General features: G+C 54.1%; 19 protein-coding genes. 14 read left to right on the top strand and 5 right to left on the bottom strand.

Features of this window, described 5'->3' with window-relative positions; all coding sequences use genetic code 11:
* Genes ACOTZF_RS06670 through ACOTZF_RS06680 form a run of 3 tightly spaced genes read left to right on the top strand, consistent with a single transcriptional unit; the run spans nucleotide 1 to nucleotide 4,737 of the window.
* Nucleotides 1-1,707: a hypothetical protein gene (locus ACOTZF_RS06670; RefSeq protein ID WP_421636059.1), complete on the top strand. Its 1,707-nt coding sequence runs from the start codon at nucleotides 1-3 to the stop codon at nucleotides 1,705-1,707.
* The gene (locus ACOTZF_RS06675) at nucleotides 1,707-4,253 is read left to right on the top strand and encodes a hypothetical protein (protein ID WP_421636060.1); all 2,547 of its coding nucleotides are present in this window, start codon (nucleotides 1,707-1,709) and stop codon (nucleotides 4,251-4,253) included. The genes ACOTZF_RS06670 and ACOTZF_RS06675 overlap by 1 nt, the downstream gene beginning before the upstream one ends.
* 1 nt (nucleotide 4,254) lies before the next feature.
* On the top strand, nucleotides 4,255-4,737 hold the full coding sequence (locus ACOTZF_RS06680; RefSeq protein ID WP_421636061.1) for a hypothetical protein: 483 nt from the start codon (nucleotides 4,255-4,257) through the stop codon (nucleotides 4,735-4,737).
* 41 nt (nucleotides 4,738-4,778) lie between these two features.
* Here the strand turns inward: ACOTZF_RS06680 and ACOTZF_RS06685 are convergent, their stop codons facing one another.
* The 3 genes from ACOTZF_RS06685 to ACOTZF_RS06695 all read right to left on the bottom strand — a co-directional run bounded on the left by ACOTZF_RS06685 (nucleotide 4,779) and on the right by ACOTZF_RS06695 (nucleotide 6,063).
* Nucleotides 4,779-5,483, bottom strand: coding sequence for a Bro-N domain-containing protein (locus tag ACOTZF_RS06685; RefSeq protein ID WP_421636062.1), 705 nt, complete (start codon nucleotides 5,481-5,483; stop codon nucleotides 4,779-4,781).
* A gap of 84 nt (nucleotides 5,484-5,567) precedes the next feature.
* Nucleotides 5,568-5,738, bottom strand: coding sequence for an ash family protein (locus ACOTZF_RS06690; RefSeq protein WP_249324741.1), 171 nt, complete (start codon nucleotides 5,736-5,738; stop codon nucleotides 5,568-5,570).
* A 64-nt stretch (nucleotides 5,739-5,802) separates the two neighbouring features.
* Nucleotides 5,803-6,063, bottom strand: a complete 261-nt coding sequence (locus ACOTZF_RS06695; protein ID WP_421636063.1) for a hypothetical protein — start codon at nucleotides 6,061-6,063, stop codon at nucleotides 5,803-5,805.
* Between the two features lie 195 nt (nucleotides 6,064-6,258).
* Here ACOTZF_RS06695 and ACOTZF_RS06700 point away from each other — a divergent pair, with 195 nt between their 5' ends.
* Nucleotides 6,259-8,712 (top strand): right-handed parallel beta-helix repeat-containing protein, encoded by a 2,454-nt coding sequence (locus tag ACOTZF_RS06700; RefSeq protein ID WP_421636064.1) that lies wholly within the window; start codon nucleotides 6,259-6,261, stop codon nucleotides 8,710-8,712.
* Nucleotides 8,713-8,744: 32 nt separating this feature from the next.
* Here ACOTZF_RS06700 and ACOTZF_RS06705 read toward each other — a convergent pair whose 3' ends face one another.
* Nucleotides 8,745-10,589, bottom strand: a complete 1,845-nt coding sequence (locus tag ACOTZF_RS06705) for an acyltransferase family protein (protein WP_421636065.1) — start codon at nucleotides 10,587-10,589, stop codon at nucleotides 8,745-8,747.
* A 157-nt stretch (nucleotides 10,590-10,746) separates the two neighbouring features.
* Between ACOTZF_RS06705 and ACOTZF_RS06710 the strand changes: the two genes are divergently transcribed.
* From ACOTZF_RS06710 to ACOTZF_RS06725, 4 genes are read left to right on the top strand one after another with little or no spacing between them, the layout of a single operon-like run.
* On the top strand, nucleotides 10,747-11,151 hold the full coding sequence (locus ACOTZF_RS06710; protein ID WP_180258346.1) for a putative holin: 405 nt from the start codon (nucleotides 10,747-10,749) through the stop codon (nucleotides 11,149-11,151).
* On the top strand, nucleotides 11,138-11,425 hold the full coding sequence (locus tag ACOTZF_RS06715) for a phage holin family protein (protein ID WP_120157719.1): 288 nt from the start codon (nucleotides 11,138-11,140) through the stop codon (nucleotides 11,423-11,425). The genes ACOTZF_RS06710 and ACOTZF_RS06715 overlap by 14 nt, the downstream gene beginning before the upstream one ends.
* The gene (locus tag ACOTZF_RS06720; RefSeq protein WP_421636066.1) at nucleotides 11,415-12,044 is read left to right on the top strand and encodes a glycoside hydrolase family 19 protein; all 630 of its coding nucleotides are present in this window, start codon (nucleotides 11,415-11,417) and stop codon (nucleotides 12,042-12,044) included. Before ACOTZF_RS06715 ends, ACOTZF_RS06720 begins: the two co-directional genes overlap by 11 nt.
* Entirely contained in the window at nucleotides 12,041-12,523 is a 483-nt protein-coding gene (locus ACOTZF_RS06725; protein ID WP_320745660.1) for a DUF2514 domain-containing protein, read from the top strand. The genes ACOTZF_RS06720 and ACOTZF_RS06725 overlap by 4 nt, the downstream gene beginning before the upstream one ends.
* A 181-nt stretch (nucleotides 12,524-12,704) precedes the next feature.
* On the opposite strand, the gene ACOTZF_RS06730 is transcribed toward ACOTZF_RS06725, so the two are convergent.
* Nucleotides 12,705-13,535: a MurR/RpiR family transcriptional regulator gene (locus ACOTZF_RS06730; protein ID WP_008502123.1), complete on the bottom strand. Its 831-nt coding sequence runs from the start codon at nucleotides 13,533-13,535 to the stop codon at nucleotides 12,705-12,707.
* Between the two features lie 292 nt (nucleotides 13,536-13,827).
* On the opposite strand from ACOTZF_RS06730, the gene ACOTZF_RS06735 reads away from it, so the two are divergent.
* From ACOTZF_RS06735 to ACOTZF_RS06760, 6 genes are all read left to right on the top strand, one after another.
* Nucleotides 13,828-15,333, top strand: a complete 1,506-nt coding sequence (locus ACOTZF_RS06735) for a CoA-acylating methylmalonate-semialdehyde dehydrogenase (protein ID WP_129251964.1) — start codon at nucleotides 13,828-13,830, stop codon at nucleotides 15,331-15,333.
* Nucleotides 15,334-15,344: 11 nt separating this feature from the next.
* Nucleotides 15,345-17,270 carry a 3D-(3,5/4)-trihydroxycyclohexane-1,2-dione acylhydrolase (decyclizing) gene (gene iolD / locus ACOTZF_RS06740; RefSeq protein WP_129251962.1) on the top strand — a complete coding sequence of 642 codons (1,926 nt, stop codon included), beginning with the start codon at nucleotides 15,345-15,347 and terminating at the stop codon, nucleotides 17,268-17,270.
* 302 nt (nucleotides 17,271-17,572) lie between these two features.
* On the top strand, nucleotides 17,573-18,559 hold the full coding sequence (gene iolG / locus ACOTZF_RS06745) for an inositol 2-dehydrogenase (RefSeq protein WP_129251960.1): 987 nt from the start codon (nucleotides 17,573-17,575) through the stop codon (nucleotides 18,557-18,559).
* 31 nt (nucleotides 18,560-18,590) lie between these two features.
* Entirely contained in the window at nucleotides 18,591-19,520 is a 930-nt protein-coding gene (locus ACOTZF_RS06750) for a sugar ABC transporter substrate-binding protein (protein ID WP_013098256.1), read from the top strand.
* Between the two features lie 48 nt (nucleotides 19,521-19,568).
* Nucleotides 19,569-21,116 carry a sugar ABC transporter ATP-binding protein gene (locus ACOTZF_RS06755; RefSeq protein WP_129251958.1) on the top strand — a complete coding sequence of 516 codons (1,548 nt, stop codon included), beginning with the start codon at nucleotides 19,569-19,571 and terminating at the stop codon, nucleotides 21,114-21,116.
* Between the two features lie 11 nt (nucleotides 21,117-21,127).
* Nucleotides 21,128-22,156, top strand: a complete 1,029-nt coding sequence (locus ACOTZF_RS06760) for an ABC transporter permease (protein ID WP_013098254.1) — start codon at nucleotides 21,128-21,130, stop codon at nucleotides 22,154-22,156.
* Nucleotides 22,157-22,164 lie beyond the last annotated feature (8 nt).

Here is a 22,164-nt window from a genome sequence, read left to right on the forward strand (position 1 = left end):
ATGCCAATTTATACAGATGATCCTGGGCAGGGTATAAACCAGCCGTTGTCGAATGCCCCGGCAGGGTTGGGTGAATCGCTTCTTTCCTCACTAAAAGAGGGGTTCAACGAAGGGCCTGTCGTATCAGGCTATCGGTTTTCCCAGGCCGAGAGGCTGGCGAATGATCCCAATTCGACCATTGTCGCCAAATCGGATGCCGATGCTCGCCTGAAAGAGTACGGCGTGAAAAGCATTAACGTACCGGAAAGTGGCGTCACACAGTCGTATCTTGACCATGTGATCAGCGAGCGCCGGGAATCGCTGGCGAAACAGCAGATCGCCATGTCGGCCCCGTCCGGATGGGTAGCCACTCCGCTTAACTTTGCCGCAAATCTTGCCGGTTCCATGGCTGATCCCGGAAACGTGGCGCTGGCGCTGGTCCCGTTCGGTGGAGAAGCGAAGGCGGCAACCATGCTTGGGCGTTTCGGCGAGCGTCTGGCTACCGGCGCGCGGCTTGGCGCTGGCCAGGCCATTGCCACCGTGCCACTAACGGCACAGGCAGCAGCAGCAGAAGGCGATGACTTCACATATGGCAATGCGCTGGAAAGCACCTTCTTTAATACCCTGGCTGGCGGGCTGATGCACGCAGGCGGCGGGCTGATCGCTGATGTGGTGCGTTCCCGCAGGGCGGCCGGTGGTGAAAACCCTGCCACCTCGGCAGACGCTCAGCCCGTCATTGATGCTCAGCCAACGCCGGTGGTCACGCCTGACAACATCCCGGCAGGTGTCAATATTCCTGAGTCCGGCACCAACGCTGATCTGTCAGCGGCAATCGCGCGGGATGCAGAGGCCTATGCCTACAGCCGCGCCTATGATGATGTCGTGCCGGAATATCTGGCCAGGCAGCAGGAGGTACAGACCGGGCGCGTCGAAAACGTGGCCGATCTGCGCACTGAGCTGTCGGCCAACAACCGGCAAAGTGAAGCGCTTGACGCTACGCTGGCCCAGCGTACAACAGAGTACCAGGCGCAACGTATGAACTTCAAAGCGGCGCGTGCCAGGGCACAGCGTGATATTCAGGGTGAGAAAGACACTATCGCCGCGCGTAATCAGGAAATTAACCAGACGCTTGAGCGCAACGCCGCCGCAGAACAGGCGCGCGGCAGAGAGTCGCAACTGTCACGAAAAGAGATCCCCGACGACCTGGCCCCATTAATCGACCAGCGCGCACAGCAGATCCGCGAAAGCATGCAGATGTCGCCGGTCGCCGGTGCCGTTCGTACAGCGTCGGCAGCAGTGCGGGAGGCCGACTGGAGCGTAAACCAGCAGGCTTACCGCGGCGCGCTGGCGCACATGATGGAAGGCCGATCGCCTGACATTGAGCCATTCTATGACCTTCATAAACCAGCGCTACGCGAGCGTGCTATCCAGCGCATCCAGAACCCGGTGCGGCAAGCTGATGAAGGTTCACGCGCCGTCAGTGAAACCGCCGATCGTGTGTGGCAGGATACGCAGAAGGCTGACCATGAAATCACAGCGGCTACTGCCGATCTGGAAAATGAATTTAATATCAGTGACGCGCTGCTGAACGACATTGCCACAGATAACCCTGAGCTGGCAGCGTCAATGCGCGAGAACATTGCCGCGATCCGTGCAGAGGCCAGTGACGACTCTATCGGCAAAGCGTATCGCGCTTTCGCCGCCTGTATGATTAACCGGGGGCTGTAATGGCTAACGAATTTCTGACGCAATGCGAAATGACCGTCAATACAGCTGCCGGACGCAAGCTGTCTGAGGACGAAATGGAATCGCTGGTGCGTGACATGAACGACACTACCAACCGGATCCTGGCTGGCAATGAAGCCCTGACACTGGAAGAAGCGGCGATGCGCGCCGCGCAGGAGCTTGGCAACCGCGAGCAACTGGCGAAAGTAATCGAGGCACGCAACAAAGCCATTAACACGCGCGTTGCTGCTCAGCGCCTGGGTGAGCTTCGCCGGACGTGGAAAGACCGCCCCGACATCGGGCTGGAGGCTATTCTGGTGGGACGTAATGACGCGCGCACCGGTTCCCGTCGCTCTGTATCGTCTGAGGTGGCTCAACTGCGCGGGAAGTACCACGCCGGTATCAACTACGATTTCGACCAGGCCGGGCTGGTTAAGTATATCGCCAGCGGCAGCAACGACCGGGAGATCGCCGACGCTATGTGGCGCCTCGGTCGTGGGCAGAAAACGGACGGAATGACGCCGCAATCAGTCAGCGCTGCGAAGATCATCATGAAGTGGCAGGAAACTGCGCGCGTGGATGAAAACCGCGCTGGCGCATGGATTGGCAAGATGCCCGGCTACATCGTCCGGCAGTCACATGACATCCTGAAAATTCGTGCCGCTGGGTATGAGTCCTGGCGCAATGCCATTCTGCCGCGCCTTGATGATGTGACCTTTGACGGGATCACCGACCGCGAAGGGTTCCTGCGTGGCGTTTATGACGGCCTGGCCTCCGGCGTGCACCTGACCTCTGAAAAGCCTGACTGGATGAATGGTTTCAAGGGATCGGCTAACGCGGCGAAACGCGCCAGCCAGGAGCGCGTGCTGCACTTCAAAGACGGTGTTAACTGGCACGAATACAATGAGCAATTCGGAACCGGAAGCCTGCGAGAGGCAGTATTCGGTGGCCTGAACAGCGCGGCGCGCACGACAGGGATGATGCGCGTGCTGGGCACCAACCCGCAAAACATGTTCAAGTACCTGACAGACACCATCGCAAAAGACGTGAGTAAGCAGAGTAACCCGGCTGCGCTGGCTGACTTTATGACCAAAGTTCGACGGCTGAATCGCACGGTGATGCCTCAGGTAGATGGATCGCTGAATATCCCCGGCAGTGTTGGCTGGGCCAATGCCTCCGCAAACGTGCGCGGCTGGCTGCGCATGAGTCAGCTCGGCGGCGCTGTTATTTCGTCTTTTAACGACGTGCCGATCTCGGCGACAGAAATGCGGTATCAGGGCCAGAATTTTATGCAGGCGCTGACCGGCGCAATGAAGGGCCGCTTTTCCCGTTACACCAGTGATGAGCAGAAGGAGATCCTGTCATCCATCGGCGTTTATTCCGACACGATGACGCAAGAGATCATCCGTCGCATGTCTGGCGATGACAGCATGAGCGGGAAGATGGGCCGCGCGCAGCAGTTGTTCTTCAAATACAACCTCATGAACTTCTGGACAGAATCCGGACGTAATAGCAATGCCATGATGATAACCAACTGGCTGGCGAAAAACGCTGATCAGCAATTCTCTGCACTGCCTGAGGATCTTCGCCGCGTGCTGGACCTGCACGGCATCGGTGACGCTGAATGGAACATCTACCGCAGCATGGACATGGCAGACAGTGAGGGTCGCAAATTCATGACGACCAGCGGCATCCGTGCAGTTCCGGATGAAGTGATCGGTAACTATGTAGCGTCTAAAGGCCTGAAGGTCACCGAGCGCTCTATTGCCGATGCCAGAGAGACGCTAGAGAGCCAGCTGCGAGGATACATTCTGGACCGACTTAACATCGCTATGTCTGAGCCTGGCGACCGCACGCAGGCATTTATGAAGATGGGAACTGTGCCGGGAACGGTGGCAGGGGAGGCGATACGCTTCGCCGGGCAGTATAAATCTTTCACCGCCAGCTTTATGCAGAACGTGCTGGGCCGTGAGGTATTCGGTCGCGGCTATACTCCGGCGGGACTGGGTGAGTCGAAAACCGTATCGCTGACCAACGCGCTGCTTCGGAACGGGAAGGGCGCTTTCCTCGGGGCGGCAAACATTTTCGTCTGGGCAACCATGTTCGGCTATATCTCCATGCAGTCGAAGCTCATGCTGAAGGGCCAGACGCCGCGCCCAGCGGATGCAAAAACATTCCTGGCTGCTGCCGCGCAGGGTGGCGGGCTGGGTATCCTCGGCGATTTCATGTTTGGTGAGGTCAGTCGCATGGGGGCCGGGCCTGTTACGTCACTGATGGGGCCAGCAGCATCGAACGCCGACAGCATAATCACGCTGCTCCAGCAGACCACGCGCGGAGATGCGGACCTTGGTGACTGGTATCGCACAGCTCTGGACAATACTCCTTTCCTTAATGTGTTCTGGCTGCGTACGGCGATGAATGGTTTAATATTGAACCGTATACAGGATGCTCTGGACCCAGGATCGCTTGAGCGTTATCAGCGCCGTGTTGAACGTGAGCAGGGTAATGACTTCCTGATCCCCCCATCGCAGTTCATGCTAGGGAAATAAAATGGAAAAGAAATCAATGTTATTGATTGCCTTATTTTTGTTTGGATGCACAGAAAGCAGGCAATACAGCTATAGTCCTGTTGCTCAATTAGAGCAGGGGCCGCGTGCACTTAGCACGGTCCAGTCAGTCTACTCTGATGAAGATGCCAGGATTTGCGCTAAGGCGTCTGTTGATATGGATAATGAAAAAGGAAAAACCTTTTCTTGCCTGAATGGTGTTGTGAAAAAATTAACAGACAAAACATCTGTGGCAGATGAAGTGATTACAGCTGCATATTTCTCATGCAGTAATGAGATATCATCCCTTTCTAAAGCCGCATATAAGACTACTCATTGCAATATGGCAAAAGAGACAAGTAAGTCTCTACTTTATTTTGACAGTAGGTTACCATATGACGATGCAAAATATGAGGGTAACGTCAAACAAACATTATACCCAAAACTGGTAAATGATATTCTGACCAGGAAGCAGCAAATAAAATAGCGTGACATGTCACAAAGGCCGCCGAAGCGGCCTTTTTCATATCAGAACGCAGCTGTGTTTTTGGTGATGTACTGCGCGTGGGTGCGAATGTCGTTCAGGCATTTGCTGACGCCGACGATGTAGCTCACCATAGTGGTGAACTCTGCCGCCGCACCGGAAACATCGTGCCCGTCGTCCTGCATGCGGTTGAGCAGGTTCATCAGCAGTGAGTGCTCCGTCAGGCCGAGAACGCCTTCAGGTGAATGAATGTGCTCGCGGTAGCCTGGCTTCAGCGGTACGTCATAACTCTTTTGCTCCACCTGCATAGCCTGCATTACAGCAGATGCAGTAGCCGTTGCCACTTGATCAGCAACCATCTTAATGCGGTCTTCCTGAGGGATTGCATTTTTGATATAGCTGCCTGTCTTACGGATCTGAGGCAACACCTCGCCAGTGACCCATTTTCGGAAACGGTAGGGGATAGTGCCAGGCGTAACCGCGTCGCGGCAGCGAAGGATCAGTGTGTATAGGCCGGACTCGTTGATGACACTAACATTCTGTGCGCCTTTAACGGTGTAAGTTGAACTTACTCCCTTTTCATCATCGTCTAAGGCCTTTAGAGACATACGTGAGTTCGTGAGTCCAAGAGCTTTGCAGACGTCTGAGGCCGCAAACCACGGATTGCCGTCAATGTTGAACATACGTACTGGGGTAGCTGACTCGAATTTGAAGACTGCGTCTGGGGTAGGTTTTTTTTGAGCTGTCATAGCGATCACCTTTGTAGTCAGGATAATCACCACTTCCGACGCCAATCGGGATGGTGGTGAACTGTGCAGGGTTGGCGTAACCGGCTACAAAGGACCCGGCGCACCTTTCGGTGCCCCCACACAGCCCACCATAGAAAATGGTTTGCTATGTAGCACGCATAAAAAAACCGCTCGCGCGGTATATGCGCCTTTGTAGTTATCCGGGACGCCAATCCCGGCACTGGATTTTGCCAGTGCCTGATTACTATGGCACAAGATTTATGCAATGTAAATTTACCGTAAAGGTAATGATTGCATGAAATTTAGGTAATTACAAACCCTATCTGGTTTGTTTCGTCAGCTGCTCAGCGCAGTAATCGAGATGCATCTGCAGATCCTTCATGGACATCTGCGAGCTGGTGACATAGTTCACCAGGGCAGTCAGCTCTGCCATCGGGCCATCAACATTAAAGCCATCCTCACCCAGCTGGCGCAGCAACGTCATCAGGTGCGAATCTTCAACAAGGGAGCGGACGCCTCCCGGCGTGTGTATGCGTTCGGCAAAGCCTTTTTCCAGCGGGTGATGATACTGACGTTGCATCTGATATTCTCCATGCATTCACTGTATGTATGTACAGTAGCAAAAGTCCTAAAGACTATCCAGCACGATTTGTGAATTACCTGAAAGGTAATATATTTGGTGTTTGTTATTCAATCAATTCATATAAGGTTTGCCAGGTAATAAACTGTCCAGATGATGCACGCGCGCCGGGCGCTGCTTTACTGGAGACAGGCCATGACGGTATCAACCGTAGTTGACCATAACGATTACACCGGGAACGGCGTTACGACATCCTTCCCGTATACCTTCCGCATATTCAAGAAAACAGATCTGGCCGTCTCGGTCGTAGACCTTGACGAAAACATAACTGTTATGGTGCTGGACACGGACTACACCGTGACGAATGCCGGTGGTTACAACGGCGGTAACGTGGTGCTCACAACACCGCTGGCTAATGGCTGGCAGATCTCCATTGCTCGTGAGCTGGAGCCAACCCAGGAAACCGACCTGCGAAACCAGGGGAAGTTCTTCGCTGAGGTGCATGAGGATGCTTTCGATAAGCTGACTATGCTGATACAGCAGGCTTATAGCGTGTTCCGCCTGGCCCTGCGCAAACCTTCGAGCGTGGCCAACTGGTACGACGCGCTGAACAACTATATTCGCAACCTTAAAGACCCGCGCGACCCTCAGGATGCGGCCACGAAGAATTATGCGGATACCATCGTCGCAGACAGCTCATCTTCACTTAATCAGAAAATCGATGCCAATTTTGCGAGAACGCTTCGAGTGCCAGAAACCAGCGTTAACATGCTGGGCACCGCCGCAGACCGGGCTGGAAAAGTATTTGCCTGGGATAGCTTCGGGCGTCCGATTAACATACCAGCACCATCAGGATCAGCTGCTGATGTGTTTGTCGAGCTTGCAAAATCGACTGGTGCTGGACTCGTTGGTGCTGGGCTTACAACGGTAGATAACCTGCTGGTGAAGTATAGCCCTCTGCGCTACGGGGCGAAGGCAGACGGATCAAACGACACTGCTGCATTCACCTTATGCATGGCTGCTATGCCAAGTGGTGCGACAATGGATCTGCAGGGTCTGACGTACTCGGTCACTGACATCGAAGTAACCAAGCCGATGCGCATAATCAACGGCACGATCAATGTGCTTTATGGGTCGCTGAAAGGTGGGGTGTATGTGCATGACACTAGCAATGTGCATGTCCAAAACATAACCACCATCGTTGACTATGCAAATAAGGCATCCTATACGTCTGCTAACGTATCAGGGATCCATTTCGAAAACTGCACCGATATATCCGCGGTTAACTGTACTGCTATCGGCTCAAAAAACGATAACTATTTGGCTACCGGGTCATGGGGATGCCCTATCCATGCCTATCAATGTTCCCGCGTTTCCTTCCAAAACTGCGTCATTAAAAAGGGTGATAAAGAAGGGTTGATGACTCGCTTCTGCGATGAAGTCTGGATGGATAACTGCCGCGGCTATGAGTGTGGTCAATCTTGCATCGGAACATCTGGCGGTAATAAAGCCATCATTAATGCATGTTATTCATATAAGGCTGGAAATACAGGCATATCAATGAATAGCCAAAACTCAATCGTCACGAACTGTGTCGTTGAGGCAAATCTGCAGTTCCATGGCATTCTAATTGGCCATAGCCATGAAACAGGCGCGTATGCTAGAGAGTGTCTTATTGCAAATAATGTTGTTATAAACGCTGCATCTAATGGAATCGCGGTAACATATCCATCAGTATGTACAATATCAAGCAACTCAATTCGTGATTGTGGCGGCAATGGAATTTTCATAGATAGGCCAGTAGATGTAAACTCTGTAATTACAGTAATTGGTAATACAATATCATCAAGTGCAGGATGCGGAATTTACCATTTTGGTTTTGATGATGACGCGATGTACAGCAACATAAATATTGCTGATAATACAATATATGGTTCTGCTCTTTATGGTATAAGGGCGTCTGATAATGGTTATATTAAGATATCTTGTAATATTATTCGTGGCGTATCGTCTGGTCCGGGTATTTTCTGTCAGAGGGGCACATCATCAACTTCATCTACAATAAGAGGGAAATACTTGGGTGTTACTGAAAATACAATATTTAATGTCTCAGCATCCGCTATCAATAGTATGGGCTTCGAATATATTGATATATCCAACAATAAAGGGTCGGCAATAAATAGTTCCTCAAGTGTTTTCGGAACATTCATCAAGCATGATGCAAACGCAGTTTACTGGAAACTCCCTGGATTTATGAACATTAGCGGCAATGCTTTTAGTGGGATCGTTGGAGCATCTTCACCAGCTGCCATTGCAATAGGTGATGATACAGTCACAACAGGTGGCACTTTGATTATTCGGGGTAATCATATCGATGACACTACAAAGACTCCGTTATCTTATCCAACAACAAGGTTTGGACTGAAATTCATTGGTAATACGCGCGGAGCGGACCCAACTCTAATCGGTGGGATTGTTCTTCCTGCATCTGGTTCTGTAGTTGTTACAAACAGCAATATTACTCCGTTCTCTTTACCATTAGTAACTGCTCGGGGGAATTCTGGATTCTATGTGTCAACATTTGCATTGGGGACGATAACAATAAATAACACAGGAACAAACTCTATGCAGTTAAGTGTTTCATTCTAAAAGAAAGGGCCGACTAACTCGGCCCTTTTATTTTAATTGGATTTGATTTTTGAGAAGATATACTCACCAACTTTAATTGAGTATTTTTTTGTCAAGTGATTGGTATCAGTGTATACGGGCTCGTTCCCATCAACAATAATGCATTTACCATTGCTACATAAAGCAGGGGTAGGGTCAATAAAGTGTACGTTTTTATGAGTCTTGGCGTACTCAATGAAACGTTTATTAATTGGAATCACCCTTTCTTCTTGATGCGTTTCGCAACTATTTAATAATCTATTTATAGGCAGATCCATACTCGCCAGACATTCATACATAATTCTCTTGCTGCCCTGTGTATCACCTATTATATACAAATCGCTCATTGAGCTATTTACATCATTAATGAAATAATCCATCTCGCTAATAATATCATTAGGAAGGTTGGTTTTGCTTGTGATTGGATCTCCTATCTCCCCGTTACGCCATGTCATTGCCCATATAACTTTTTTGCCTGGATGCGCATTGATAAATTCCACGGCTTTGGTATATCTGTTTTTGCAAATTTCTCTAATTTTTTCTGACCAATTAAGTGGATTCATGAAGTGCTTTGTAATCTCACAACCATCAGTTGCAAGTGAGGCAACCTTCAAACCACTTGATTTAAAGTATGCATAATAATGTCGGGCATGACTATCACCTATCAAAATATAATCAAAATTCTTAGTATCTGCATTGAAATACTGAACATCTTCAACTGAATTTAACCCCAAATGCCCCTCGTTAAGGCTTCTGAACTGAGCCTTTGGAAGTTTGTATTGCTGATTTGATACTCTGCTGGCAACCCCGTCAAGACTTACATACCATGATGCAATGATCACTACCATGAAACAAGCGACAGCACCATACCCGTAATTCCGTCTTTTCTCTATGCATTCATAGATAATGAATGAAATAAACAAGATGAACGCCAGATACCATTGGAATGCCACTTGAATATCTAATTTGTGGAGTATTACTAATACAGGCCAGTGAACAAGGTAAATAGAATAAGACCAAAGCCCTACTTTCCTTATAAGATAACCTGAAAAAACAGAATCTTTGTTATTGGCTAGGATGCATAAATATGCGCCGAAGACAGGTAATAATGCTATGTATCCTGGCCATGGTGTCGATTCACTTATTGTAAATAATGATAATAATATTATTGCCAGGCCAGCGATTTCAATATAATTCCTTTTTTTATCGCTGCACTTAATCGGGTATATGAATGCTATCCCTCCCAGCATCATTTCCCAGGCTCTTGAATATAGCATGAAGTACGATGACACAGGATCTCGCATAGTGATATAGGCGCACCAAGTAAATGATACCAAAGCAGATACAAGGATTACTAATTTCAGGCTTTTTAAGGAAATGATTCTACTAAGAGCATATATTACTATTGGGTATAGGATGTAGAACTGCCATTCAACGGATAATGACCAAGTATGTAGTAATGCCTTTCCTTTGGACTCAGTGTCAAAATACCCTGCTTCTGATTGATATATATAATTTGAAACAAATGTCAAGCTACTTAGTGCATGCTTACCTACTAATTGATACGAGCTTGCATCAAAGCAAAGATATCCAGCAATAAGCATTAAAGTAACAACCGCTGTTAAGGCGGGAACAATTCTTTTTGCACGGGCCTTTAAAAATGACCAAATAGAGAAGGTGTTTGACTCTAAACCCCTAAAAATTATAGATGTCATCAAAAAGCCAGATATCACAAAGAAAACATCTACTCCAGCGAATCCGCCAGTTATAGACTGATCTGAATAGTGGAATGCTACAACTGATAAAACAGCCAGAGCCCTTAATCCATTAATATCTTCTCGGAAGCTTTTAACATTCATAAACTTTACTGAATTTGTTATTGGTATTTTGTAGATTATCACCTTTAAGGTAATTTCGATAGGAGTAGTCTGAGGTTTTTTAATCCACATATGGTTTATTGTGTATGATGAACTCACCAACTAAGGGGGTTCTTATGCACATTAAACGGTGGTCACTATGGCACATGTGCTGACAACGGAGTCACTCAATCAGGGTCTTAGCCTGGGTGCGCTGGCTTCAGTAGTCGTCGGTGTCCCTCCCGAGGTGGCATTAGGTTCGCTGGCTGGCGCGGTAATTTTTGTTACCTCGGCAGTAGAGTATCCGATTAAGCGTCGGTTACTGCTGGCGTTCCTCAGCTACCTATGCGGAGTTCTCTTCTATAAAGCCACAGCGACATTGCTTATCGGAATAGCGAGCTGGATCCCGAAAATAACACCTGACTCTTTCGAGAAGGGCATCGTGTTTTCTGCCGGGGCATTCGTGTCGTCTATCGTAGCTGTCCGCATTGGCGTCTGGCTGTATCACCGTTCTGAAAATCCGCGCGACCTGATCCCGGGGAGAAAAGACGATGACCAGTCCTGAGCTCATCCTTAACGCCGCTATCTGTGGCGGCATTGCAATCCGAGTCCTGCTGTTCCGCCGTGACGGGTCACGCCATCGCTGGTGGGGTGGATGGCTCGCCTACATCCTGATCGTCGTGGCTGCCAGCGTGCCTATCCGAACGTTCTATGGGTACTACGTCAGCGCCGACTGGTCAGAAATCATCATCAAAGCTGTGTTCCTGGCTGCGCTCATCAAGACAAAAGGGAACGTGGTACAAATCTTCAAGATAACGAGGTCCCAGCATGGACATTAAACAATTCCAGCGTGCAGCTGGTGTCAGTGAGGTACTGGCCGCGCGCTGGTATATGCATATCACCGCAGCCATGAAAGAGTTTGGCATCGAGCATCCTCTGCACCAGGCGATGTTCATCGCGCAGGTGGGGCATGAGTCCGGCGGATTCACCCGGCTGCAGGAGAACTTCAACTACAGCGTGACCGGGCTGGCGGGATTCGTCCGCGCCGGGCGACTCACTCAGGGTCAGGCCAACGCGCTGGGCCGCCGAGCTGGTGAGCCATCATTACCGCTGGAGCGTCAGCGTGCAATCGCCAACCTGGTGTACAGCAAACGCATGGGAAATAACGGTCCGACTGACGGCTGGTTCTACCGCGGTCGCGGGCTTATCCAGATCACCGGCCTGAATAACTACCGCGACTGTGGCAACGGCCTGAAGGTGGATCTGGTCAAGCAACCGGAACTGCTGGCGCAGGATGAATATGCGGCCCGCAGCGCAGCATGGTTCTTTGCCACCAAAGGCTGCATGAAGTACACCGGCGACCTGGTGCGCGTCACGCAGATCATCAATGGCGGCCAGAACGGTATCGACGACCGGCGCGCGCGGTACATCACTGCCAGTAAGGTGCTGGCGGTATGATCTCGGCATTCGTCAAAGCGTACTGGAAACAGTTGCTTATCGTATTGATGCTTGCTGCTCTGGTGATCGGCTGCAGGGTTGCCTGGAATGAACATGGTGACCGGCTTTACGCCGCCGGATACGCGCAGGCGCAGGAAGATCAGAAACAGGCCGACGCAAAATTGCGTTCGCTGAAAGAACAGGAGAAAGCGGACAATGAACGTGAAGCGCAGCAGAGGATCGACCAGGCGCGCAATGATGCTCTTGATGCTTCCGCTCGCGCTGGCCGGTTGCAGCAGCAACTCGTTGCCATCCGGGAGCAGCTCAGGCAGTATAACGCCACTGTCGGCGCTGGGACGTCAGCCGCAGACACCGGAGTTTTGCTTGCCGACGTGCTCAGCAAATCTCTCGAGCGAAACCGACAGCTGGCAGAGTACGCTGACCGGGCCGCAGAAGCCGGACGAGTCTGTGAAAAGCAGTACGATTCGCTGACCCGGTGACATGGAATTTTTCATGGTACTGATTTCCGGTGACGGTATATAAAACGGTACGGTGAAAATTAGACTTCAGAAAGTTGTTTTCAGTCAATTAGTTATGAATGCCGTAAATAATTGAGTGGGAATAATCCCCCTCTGAGTTAACACCAAAACCCTCTGCCTGCGCAGGGGGTTTTTTATTTCCTTACTTCCCTTCACCCAACCTATACGCCAGCGCCACCACCAGCGACTGCACCAGGCACAGCGTTGCCGACTGAGATCGAAACGCATCCACCTGCGCCTCTTTCACCACAAAGCAGAGATCGCTAAATGTCGCCAGCGGGCTAATCTGGCTGTCCGTAATCACAATCTGCCGCGCGCCGACGCTGGCGGCGGTTTCGCTGACCATCACCGTCTCTTCCGCGTACGGCGAGAAGCTGATCGACACCACAATGTCGCGCGCCTTAATGCGGCTGATCTGCTCACGCAGCATACCGCCCATGCCGTCGAGCAGAATTGGGCGGCACTCCAGGTGGCTTAAAGCATAGGTGAGATAAGCAGCGACGCTAAAGGAGCGGCGCAGTCCGGCGATGTAGATGGTGTCCGCGTCGGCCAGAAGCTGTACGGCGCGCTCCAGCATCTCCGGTTCGGCGCGGGCGGCCAACTGCTGCAGCGCCTGCGCGTTCGAGCGGGCAAACTCCTGCAAAATATCGAGCGGCGTTTCCGGCACGGCTTCGCTCTCCATTTCGCGGAACAGCCGCGCGCGATCGCTGTAGCTGGCGGTCTCCTCCACCAGGTTCATACGAAACAGCTGTTTCATCTCGTTGAAGCCGGTAAAGTCAAAGGCATTGGCAAAACGGATCAGCGTCGAGGGCGGCACATCGGCACGCTCGGCAATGACCGCAACCGTATCAAACGCCACACTGTTCGTATTATCCAGTACATAGCGGGAGACCTGCTGCAGCCTCTTGCTCAGGCTATCGTAGCGATCGCGGATTTGCTGCTGCAGTTCGTTCAGGCTGGTTGCTGTCGTCATGTTATCCCCCAAATACAGTCTTATGATTCTAAACGCAAAACCGCGTCTTTTAAATGTTGGCCATCCATCTGGCAGCAAAAATGAAACAGAAACTTCACTCATTTCATCGCCTGAAAATCCTTAATAGCGCACGCTGCGTCAGTGTTGTTGCCTGTTAACATAAAAATCCATCCTTGATCACAATAATCATCATTTATTTTATTTCAACTTAAAATGGAATATTTGTTTCATATATAGTGTTCAGTACACAGTGTTCAGGTAACAGTCACGTATCAACAGCGAGAGGTTAAGGATGGAGACGGTAGCGAATTTTATTCACGGCGAATGTGTCACCGGTTCAGGCCAGCGCGTTCAGGCGATCTTCAACCCGGCCACCGGCGAGCAGATCCGTCAGGTGGTGATGAGTACGGCACAGGAAACGGAGCAGGCGATTGCCGCCGCGCAGCAGGCGTTTCCGGCGTGGGCGCGTCATTCTCCGCTTAAGCGCGCGCGTGTGATGTTCCGCTTCAAAGCGCTGCTGGAAGAGAATATGGAACGTCTGGTCCGTCTTATCAGCGAAGAGCACGGTAAGGTCTTCTCCGACGCGGTAGGCGAGCTGACCCGTGGCCTGGAAGTGGTGGAGTTCGCCTGTGGCATCCCGCATCTGCAAAAGGGTGAACACTCTGCCAACGTGGGCACCGGTGTGGACAGCCACTCGCTGATGCAGCCGCTCGGCGTCTGCGCCGGGATCACGCCGTTTAACTTCCCGGCGATGGTGCCGATGTGGATGTTCCCGATTGCGCTGGCGACCGGCAATACCTTCGTGCTGAAACCATCAGAAAAAGATCCCTCTCTGGCGCTCGCGCTGGCAAAACTGCTGAAAGAGGCCGGCCTGCCGGACGGCGTGTTTAACGTGGTGCAGGGGGATAAAGAATCCGTTGATGTGCTATTGACCGACCCGCGCGTGCAGGCCGTGAGCTTTGTTGGCTCTACGCCGATTGCGGAATATATCTACCAGACCGCGTCCGCCCACGGCAAACGCTGTCAGGCGCTGGGTGGGGCGAAAAACCACTGCATTTTAATGCCGGATGCCGACATGGAGATGGCAACCAACGCCATTATGGGCGCGGCCTACGGCGCGGCGGGGGAACGCTGTATGGCGCTTTCAGTGGTACTGGCGGTGGGCGATAAAACCGCCGATGACCTCTGCGTCCGTCTGGAAAAACAGATTGCCGCGCTGCGCGTTGGGCCAGGGCTGGACCAGACGCCAGAAAACGAAATGGGGCCGCTTATCTCCTCCGCGCACCGCAGCAAGGTGCTGGGCTACATTGACAGCGGGGAAGCGCAGGGGGCGAATCTGCGCGTGGACGGCCGCAGCTTTAGCGTGCAGGGTCACGAGAAGGGCTATTTTGTCGGGCCGACGCTGTTCGATAACGTCACCCCTGAGATGACGATCTATAAGGAAGAAATTTTCGGCCCGGTGCTTTCTGTGGTGCGCGTAGCAGATTACGCCAGCGCGGTGGATCTGATTAACCGCCATGAATATGGTAATGGTTCAGCCATTTTCACCCGCGACGGCGGCTGCGCGCGCCGCTTCTGCGAAGAGGTGCAGGCGGGCATGGTAGGGGTTAACGTGCCGATCCCGGTGCCGATGGCGTTCCACAGTTTCGGCGGCTGGAAGCGCTCGATTTTTGGTGCACTTAACGTTCACGGTAACGACGGCGTGCGTTTCTACACCCGAATGAAAACCGTCACCGCACGCTGGCCGGAAATGCAGCAGGAGACAGGCGCAGCGTTCTCCATGCCGACGCTGGGCTGACAGGAGGTTTTATGCAAACCGAACGTATGACCATGGCCCAGGCGCTGGTCCGGTTCCTTAATCAACAGTACGTCAGCATTGATGGCATTGAAACACCCTTCGTGGAGGGCGTGGCGACCATTTTTGGTCATGGCAACGTGCTGGGCATCGGCCAGGCGCTGGAACAGGATCCGGGCCATCTGCAGGTAATGCAGGGCTGTAATGAGCAGGGCATCGCCCACATGGCGACGGGATTCGCCAAACAGCATCGCCGTCAGCGCATTTTCGCCGTGACTTCTTCCGTCGGGCCGGGAGCCGCCAATATGATCACCGCGGCGGCGACCGCCACGGCGAACCGTATTCCGCTGCTGCTGCTGCCGGGGGATATCTACGCCAGCCGCCAGCCGGACCCGGTGTTGCAGCAGATAGAGCAGTATCACGATCTCAGCATCAGCACCAACGACTGCTTCCGCCCGGTCTCCCGCTACTGGGACCGCATCAATCGCCCGGAGCAGTTAATGAGCGCCATGTTAAATGCGATGCGAACGCTCACTGACCCCGCAGATACCGGTGCGGTAACCCTTTGCCTGCCGCAGGACGTACAGGGCGAAGCCTGGGATTACCCGCTGAGCTTCTTCGCGCGTCGCGTGCATCACATCGAGCGTCGACCGCCAGATCCGCAGCGTCTGGCGCAGGCGCAGGCGTTGATTGCGCGCAAACGCCGTCCGCTGGTGGTGTGCGGCGGTGGCGTACGCTACTCCGGCGCGCATGAGGCGTTGCGCGAATTTGTCGAGACGCTGCATCTGCCGTTTGCCGAAACCCAGGCCGGAAAAGGGGCGCTGGTAAGTGACCACCCACTTAATATGGGCGGGGTGGGCGTGACGGGCGGAATGGCCGCCAACCAGCTTGCGCCGCAGGCCGATTTAGTGATTGGCGTGGGGACACGTCTTACCGATTTTACCACCGGCTCCAAGGCGCTCTTTTCCCACCCGGACGTCGAGTTTTTGCTGCTGAACGTGGCCGAGTTTGACGCCCTGAAGCTTGACGCCACCGCGCTGATTGCCGATGCCCGGACCGGGCTGCAGGCCTTAACCCACTCGCTCAGGGCGTATCGCAGCGGCTGGGGAGAGGAGATTGCGCAGGCAAAAGCCGCCTGGCACGACGAGTGCCGCCGTCTCTGGGATCGCCAGTGGCGCCCGGACGAGGCACCGGAAGTGGCGGGCCATCTTGATGCCCAACTGACGGAATATGGCGAGACGCTCAACACCCGCCTGACCCAGACGCGGGTGCTGGGGCTGATTAATCAGCATGTTGAAGATAACGCCATCGTGGTGGGCGCAGCCGGTTCGCTGCCGGGAGATTTACAGCGCCTCTGGCAGGTCAAAACGCCTGATACCTATCATCTGGAGTACGGTTACTCCTGCATGGGTTACGAGATTGCGGCGGCGCTTGGCGCGAAGCTTGCCCGACCCGGGCAACCGGTTTACGCCATGGTGGGGGATGGCTCTTACATGATGCTGCACTCCGAGCTGCAAACCGCGGTGCAGGAGGGCATTAAAATCACCGTTCTGCTGTTTGATAACGCCAGCTTTGGCTGCATTAATAACCTGCAGATGGGACATGGAATGGGAAGCTTTGGCACGGAAAATCGCCACCGTAACCCGCAGACCGGGCAGCTTGACGGGCCGCTGGTGAAGGTCGATTTCGCGCAAAACGCGGAAAGCTACGGCTGTCGCGCGTGGCGGGTACATGATGAGCAAAGCCTGCTGGCGGCGCTGGAGGCGTCCCGCGCCCATCCAGGCCCGACGCTGCTGGACATCAAAGTGCTGCCGAAGACCATGACCCACGATTACGCCTCCTGGTGGCGAACCGGCGATGCGCAGGTAGCAGCGTCTCCTGCCGTGCGAGAAGCCGCGGCGCAGACGCAGGCGCAGGTGAAAAAAGCACGTCAGTATTAAGATTTCCCGCCGTAACGAAATTTTCATTTCATTTTTCTTTTTCCCCTCACCCTAACCCTCTCCCACTGGGAGAGGGGATAGTTCGGTGCGGTTTTCCCTCCCTCTCCCTGAGGGAGAGGGCCGGGGTGAGGGGAAGATGTCCTCCCTCCCATGTTGTGAGATTGATAACAAAATTTATCTCATTCATCTCAAAAGTGTTAACCCACACTCAAAAACATAATTTTCACTATTTATAAAAATGAAATAAATGTTTTATTTAAAGGGTCGTTAGTTCACAGCATTCACCAACACCGGGAGCCGTTATGTTTAACATTGCTTTACTGGGCGCTGGCCGAATTGGCCAGGTACATGCAGCTAACATCGCCAGCCACAGCGCGACCACGCTCTGGTCCGTGGTTGACCCGAATCAGGAATTTGCCACCCGTCTCGCCACGCAGTACCAGGCCCGCCAGCAGAGCCTGGTTGAGGCGATGACCGACCCTGACGTTCATGCCGTGCTGATCGCCTCGGCGACCGATACCCATGCGGACCTGATTGAAATGGCCGCCCGTCATGGCAAAGCCATCTTCTGTGAAAAACCGGTACACCTCGACCTCGCCCGCGTGCGCGACTGCTTGAAAGTGGTTAAAGAGTACGACGTGCCGCTGTTCATCGGCTTTAACCGCCGCTTTGACCCACAGTTCCGCCGCGTGAAAACCGACGCCCAGGCCAGGCGTATCGGCAAACCGGAATCGCTGCTGATCATCTCCCGCGATCCGTCTCCACCACCGGCGGAGTATGTCCGCGTCTCTGGCGGCATGTTCCGCGATATGACCATTCACGACTTTGATATGGCGCGCTTCATCATGGGTGAAGAGCCGGTGTCAGTGTATGCCCAGGGCAGTAACCTGGTGGATCCGGCGATTGGCGAGGCGGGGGACATCGACACCGCATTTATCGTTCTGAAATATGCCTCCGGCGCAATGGCGACCATCGTCAACAGCCGCCGCTCCTCTTACGGCTACGACCAGCGCCTGGAGCTGCACGGCTCTGAAGGGCTGCTCTGCGCGGGCAATATTCTTGAAAATCAGGTGCAGCACTACGGCAAACAGGGCTGCACCAGCGCGCTGCCGGAACACTTCTTCCTGCAGCGCTACAAATCCGCTTACGCCGCGGAATGGGAACACTTTGTTGCGGTATTGCGCGGCGAAGCGGTGCCTGACTGCAGCGGCGATGATGGTGAACGTGCGCTGTACCTCGCGGATAAAGCGCTGGAGTCGCTGCGTAGCCAGCGCGAGATCGTCCTCTAAACACAACCACCCTACACAGAGAGACATAATAATGAAAAAGCTGATCTTAGCCGCCCTCATCGCCATGACGTCCGGGGCTGCCCTCGCCGAAAACGAGCAAATTGTTTTCAGTACGCCAAACCTGGCGATGCCGTTTGAAGTTCACATGCAGCGCACGGCGGTGAAAGCCGCAAAAGAGATGGGCGTCAAGTTGCAGGTGCTGGACGGGCAGGGCAGTTCACCAAAACAGGTGGCTGACCTGGAAAACGCCATCACCCGCGGAGCGCAGGGGTTCATCGTCTCCCCGAACGACGTGAACGCGGTCTCCAGCGCGGTGGATGAAATTCAGGATGCGAAGCTGCCGGTGGTCACCCTTGACCGCTCCGTCGACAGTCAGAAGAAAGTGCCGCACTTTGGTGCCAACAACTATAAAGGCGGCCAGGCGATTGGCGACTTCGTGAAAAGCAAATTCCCCGACGGGGCAGAGATCATTCTGCTCACCGGTCAGCCGGGTTCCTCTTCCAACATCGAACGCACCAAAGGGATCCGCGACAGCCTGAAAGCGGGTGGCGATAAATACAAGATCGTCGCCGATCAGACCGGCAACTGGATGCGTTCTGAAGGGATGCGCATTGTAGAAAGCGTTCTGCCGTCACTGCCGAAACGCCCGCAGGTGATCCTCTCCGCCAACGATGATATGGCGCTGGGGGCGATTGAAGCCCTGCAGAGCCAGGGCGTGAAGCCCGGTGAAATCCTGGTAACCGGCTTTGATGCGGTTCCTGAAGCGCTGGCTCGCGTGCGTGACGGCTGGCTGGCGGTGACTGCGGATCAGCGCCCGGGCTTTGCGGTGCAAACGGCAATGAGCCAGCTGGTGGCCAACGTGCGTGAGAAGAAAGCCATCACCGGCGCGGACTACCCGCCAACGCTTATCACCAAAGAGAACCTGCAGCAGGCTGAGCGTATCGGTGAGGCCGGTAACTAATATGTCCCGAGCCGCCTTTGGCGGCTCATCATGAGGAGGAGCAGACTGATGTCGCAACCCTTACTGAAAGTGACCGAGCTGGCGAAAAGCTTTTCCGGCGTCTGGGCGCTGAGCAATGCCCAGTTGACCGTCGGGCCAGGAGAAATCCACGCCCTGCTGGGGGAAAACGGGGCGGGAAAATCCACGCTGCTGAAGGCGCTTGCGGGCGCGCAGCCGCAAACGCGCGGGGAGATCTGGTTCAACGGCGAAACGCTGCCGGTAGATGACTCCCCGGTGGAACGACAGAACAAGGGCATTATCACCATCTATCAGGAATTTAACCTGCTGCCCAACATGACCGTCGCGGAAAACATGTTCCTTGGGCGCGAGCCGCGCAAGCGGAACCTGATCGTCGATGAAAAAGCGGTAAACCAGGAGGCGCAGGTCATTCTTGATTACCTGCAACTGAACGTCGCGCCGACCACACCCGTTGCCCGCCTGAGCGTGGCCCAGCAGCAGATGGTCGAGATCGCGAGAGCGCTGACCCTCAACGCCAGGCTGATCATCATGGATGAACCTTCCGCCGCGCTGAGCGACAGCGAAGTAGAAAGCCTGCACCGTGTGGTGCGGGAGCTTAAAAACCGCGGGGTGAGCATTATCTATGTGACACACCGCCTGCATGAAGTTTTCCAGCTCTGCGACCGTTTCACCGTTTTCCAGGATGGCCGTTTCACCGGCACCGGCGCGGTGGCAGAAACGAACGTAGAGCAGCTGATCCGCCTGATGGTCGGGCGCGACGTGGTGTTTAACCGCCGTCCCGCCAGCGAAACCAACCATGAGGATAAACCCATCCGTCTGGCCGTGAAGGGGCTGAGCCGCGAAAAGCCGCCGCTGGATCCGCACGGTATTGCCCTGCATGACATCAGCTTCCATGTCCACGCGGGTGAGGTGCTGGGCATCGCCGGACTGGTGGGTGCAGGACGCACCGAAGTGGCCCGCTGCCTGTTTGGCGCAGACGCGTTTACCTCTGGCAGCTTTGAGCTTGACGGCGTGCCGTACCAGCCGCGCGACCCGCTGTATGCCCTCGATCAGGGCGTGGCGCTGGTGCCGGAAGATCGCAAAAAAGAGGGGGCGGTGCTGGGGCTGTCGATTCGCGACAACCTGTCGCTCTCCTGCCTTTCGTCACTGCTGCACTGGCGCTGGTTCGTCAATACCCGCAAAGAGGACGATCTGATTGAGTCCTACCGCCAGGCGCTGCAGATCAAGATGGTCAACAGCGCGCAGGAGGTGCGCAAGCTCTCCGGCGGTAACCAGCAAAAAGTGATCCTCGCGCGCTGCATGGCGCTCAACCCACGGGTGCTGATTGTCGATGAGCCAACGCGTGGCATCGACGTGGGGACCAAATCAGAAGTGCACCAGGTGCTGTTTGACATGGCGAAAAAGGGCGTGGCGGTGATTGTGATCTCCTCCGATCTGCCTGAAGTGATGGCGGTGTCCGACCGGATCATCACCCTGAGCGAAGGCCGGGTTACCGGCGAGATCCATGGCGATGATGCCAACGAAGAGCGGCTGATGACGATGATGGCCATCAACCACAACGCCCTGAACGCGGCATAACGGAGTTTCTCATGACGCAGATGATTTCTAAAACGCAGGCCCCGGTCAAACGCGCCGGACGCATCGATCCCATCGCCTTCTTCGAGCGCTTTGGGGTGCTGATTTTCATGATCCTGCTGCTGATCTTCTTCCAGTCGCAGAACAGCAATTTTTTCTCTGAACGCAACATTTTCAACATCCTGACCGAAGTCTCCATCTACGGGATCATGGCCGTGGGGATGACCTTCGTCATCCTGACCGCCGGGATCGACCTCTCCGTCGGATCCATTCTGGCGGTGTGCGCCATGACCGCGGCGTACGTGATCAAAGGCGACAACTTTACCACCGTCGACCCGAACGCCTGGGGCGGCATGAGCTGGCTGATAGGGCTGGGGATTTGTCTGGCGATGGGCACGGCGATTGGTTTTCTGCACGGCCTGGGCGTTACCCGCCTGCGCCTGCCGCCGTTCATCGTCACCCTCGGGGGGATGACCATCTGGCGCGGCCTGACCCTGGTGATTAACGACGGCGCGCCAATCGCCGGTTTCGATCAGGGCTACCGCTGGTGGGGACGGGGCGAGCTGCTCGGTATCTCCATTCCGATCTGGATCTTCGCCATCGTCGCCGTTGGCGGTTATCTGGCGCTGCACAAAACCCGCTGGGGGCGCTTCGTTTACGCCATCGGTGGCAACCCGGAGGCGGCGCGTCTGGCGGGTGTGAACGTGAAGCGCGTACTGGTCAGCGTCTATGTGCTGATTGGCTGTCTGGCGGGGCTGGCGGGCTTTATTCTCAGCGCGCGTCTGGGGAGCGCCGAGGCGGTGGCCGGGATCTCCTTTGAATTGCGCGTCATTGCCTCGGTGGTGATTGGCGGCACCTCGCTGATGGGCGGCTACGGACGCATCGGCGGCACCATTATCGGCTCCATCATTATGGGCATTCTGATTAACGGCCTGGTGCTGATGAACGTCTCGGCTTACTACCAGCAGATTATCACCGGGTTAATTATCGTTCTGGCGGTGGCGTTCGACACCTACGCCAAGAGCCGTCGCGGCGCACTGTGAGGATCACG

It is taken from the genome of Enterobacter cloacae complex sp. SHL021 (assembly GCF_049237765.1).
Lineage (GTDB): Bacteria > Pseudomonadota > Gammaproteobacteria > Enterobacterales > Enterobacteriaceae > Enterobacter > Enterobacter cloacae.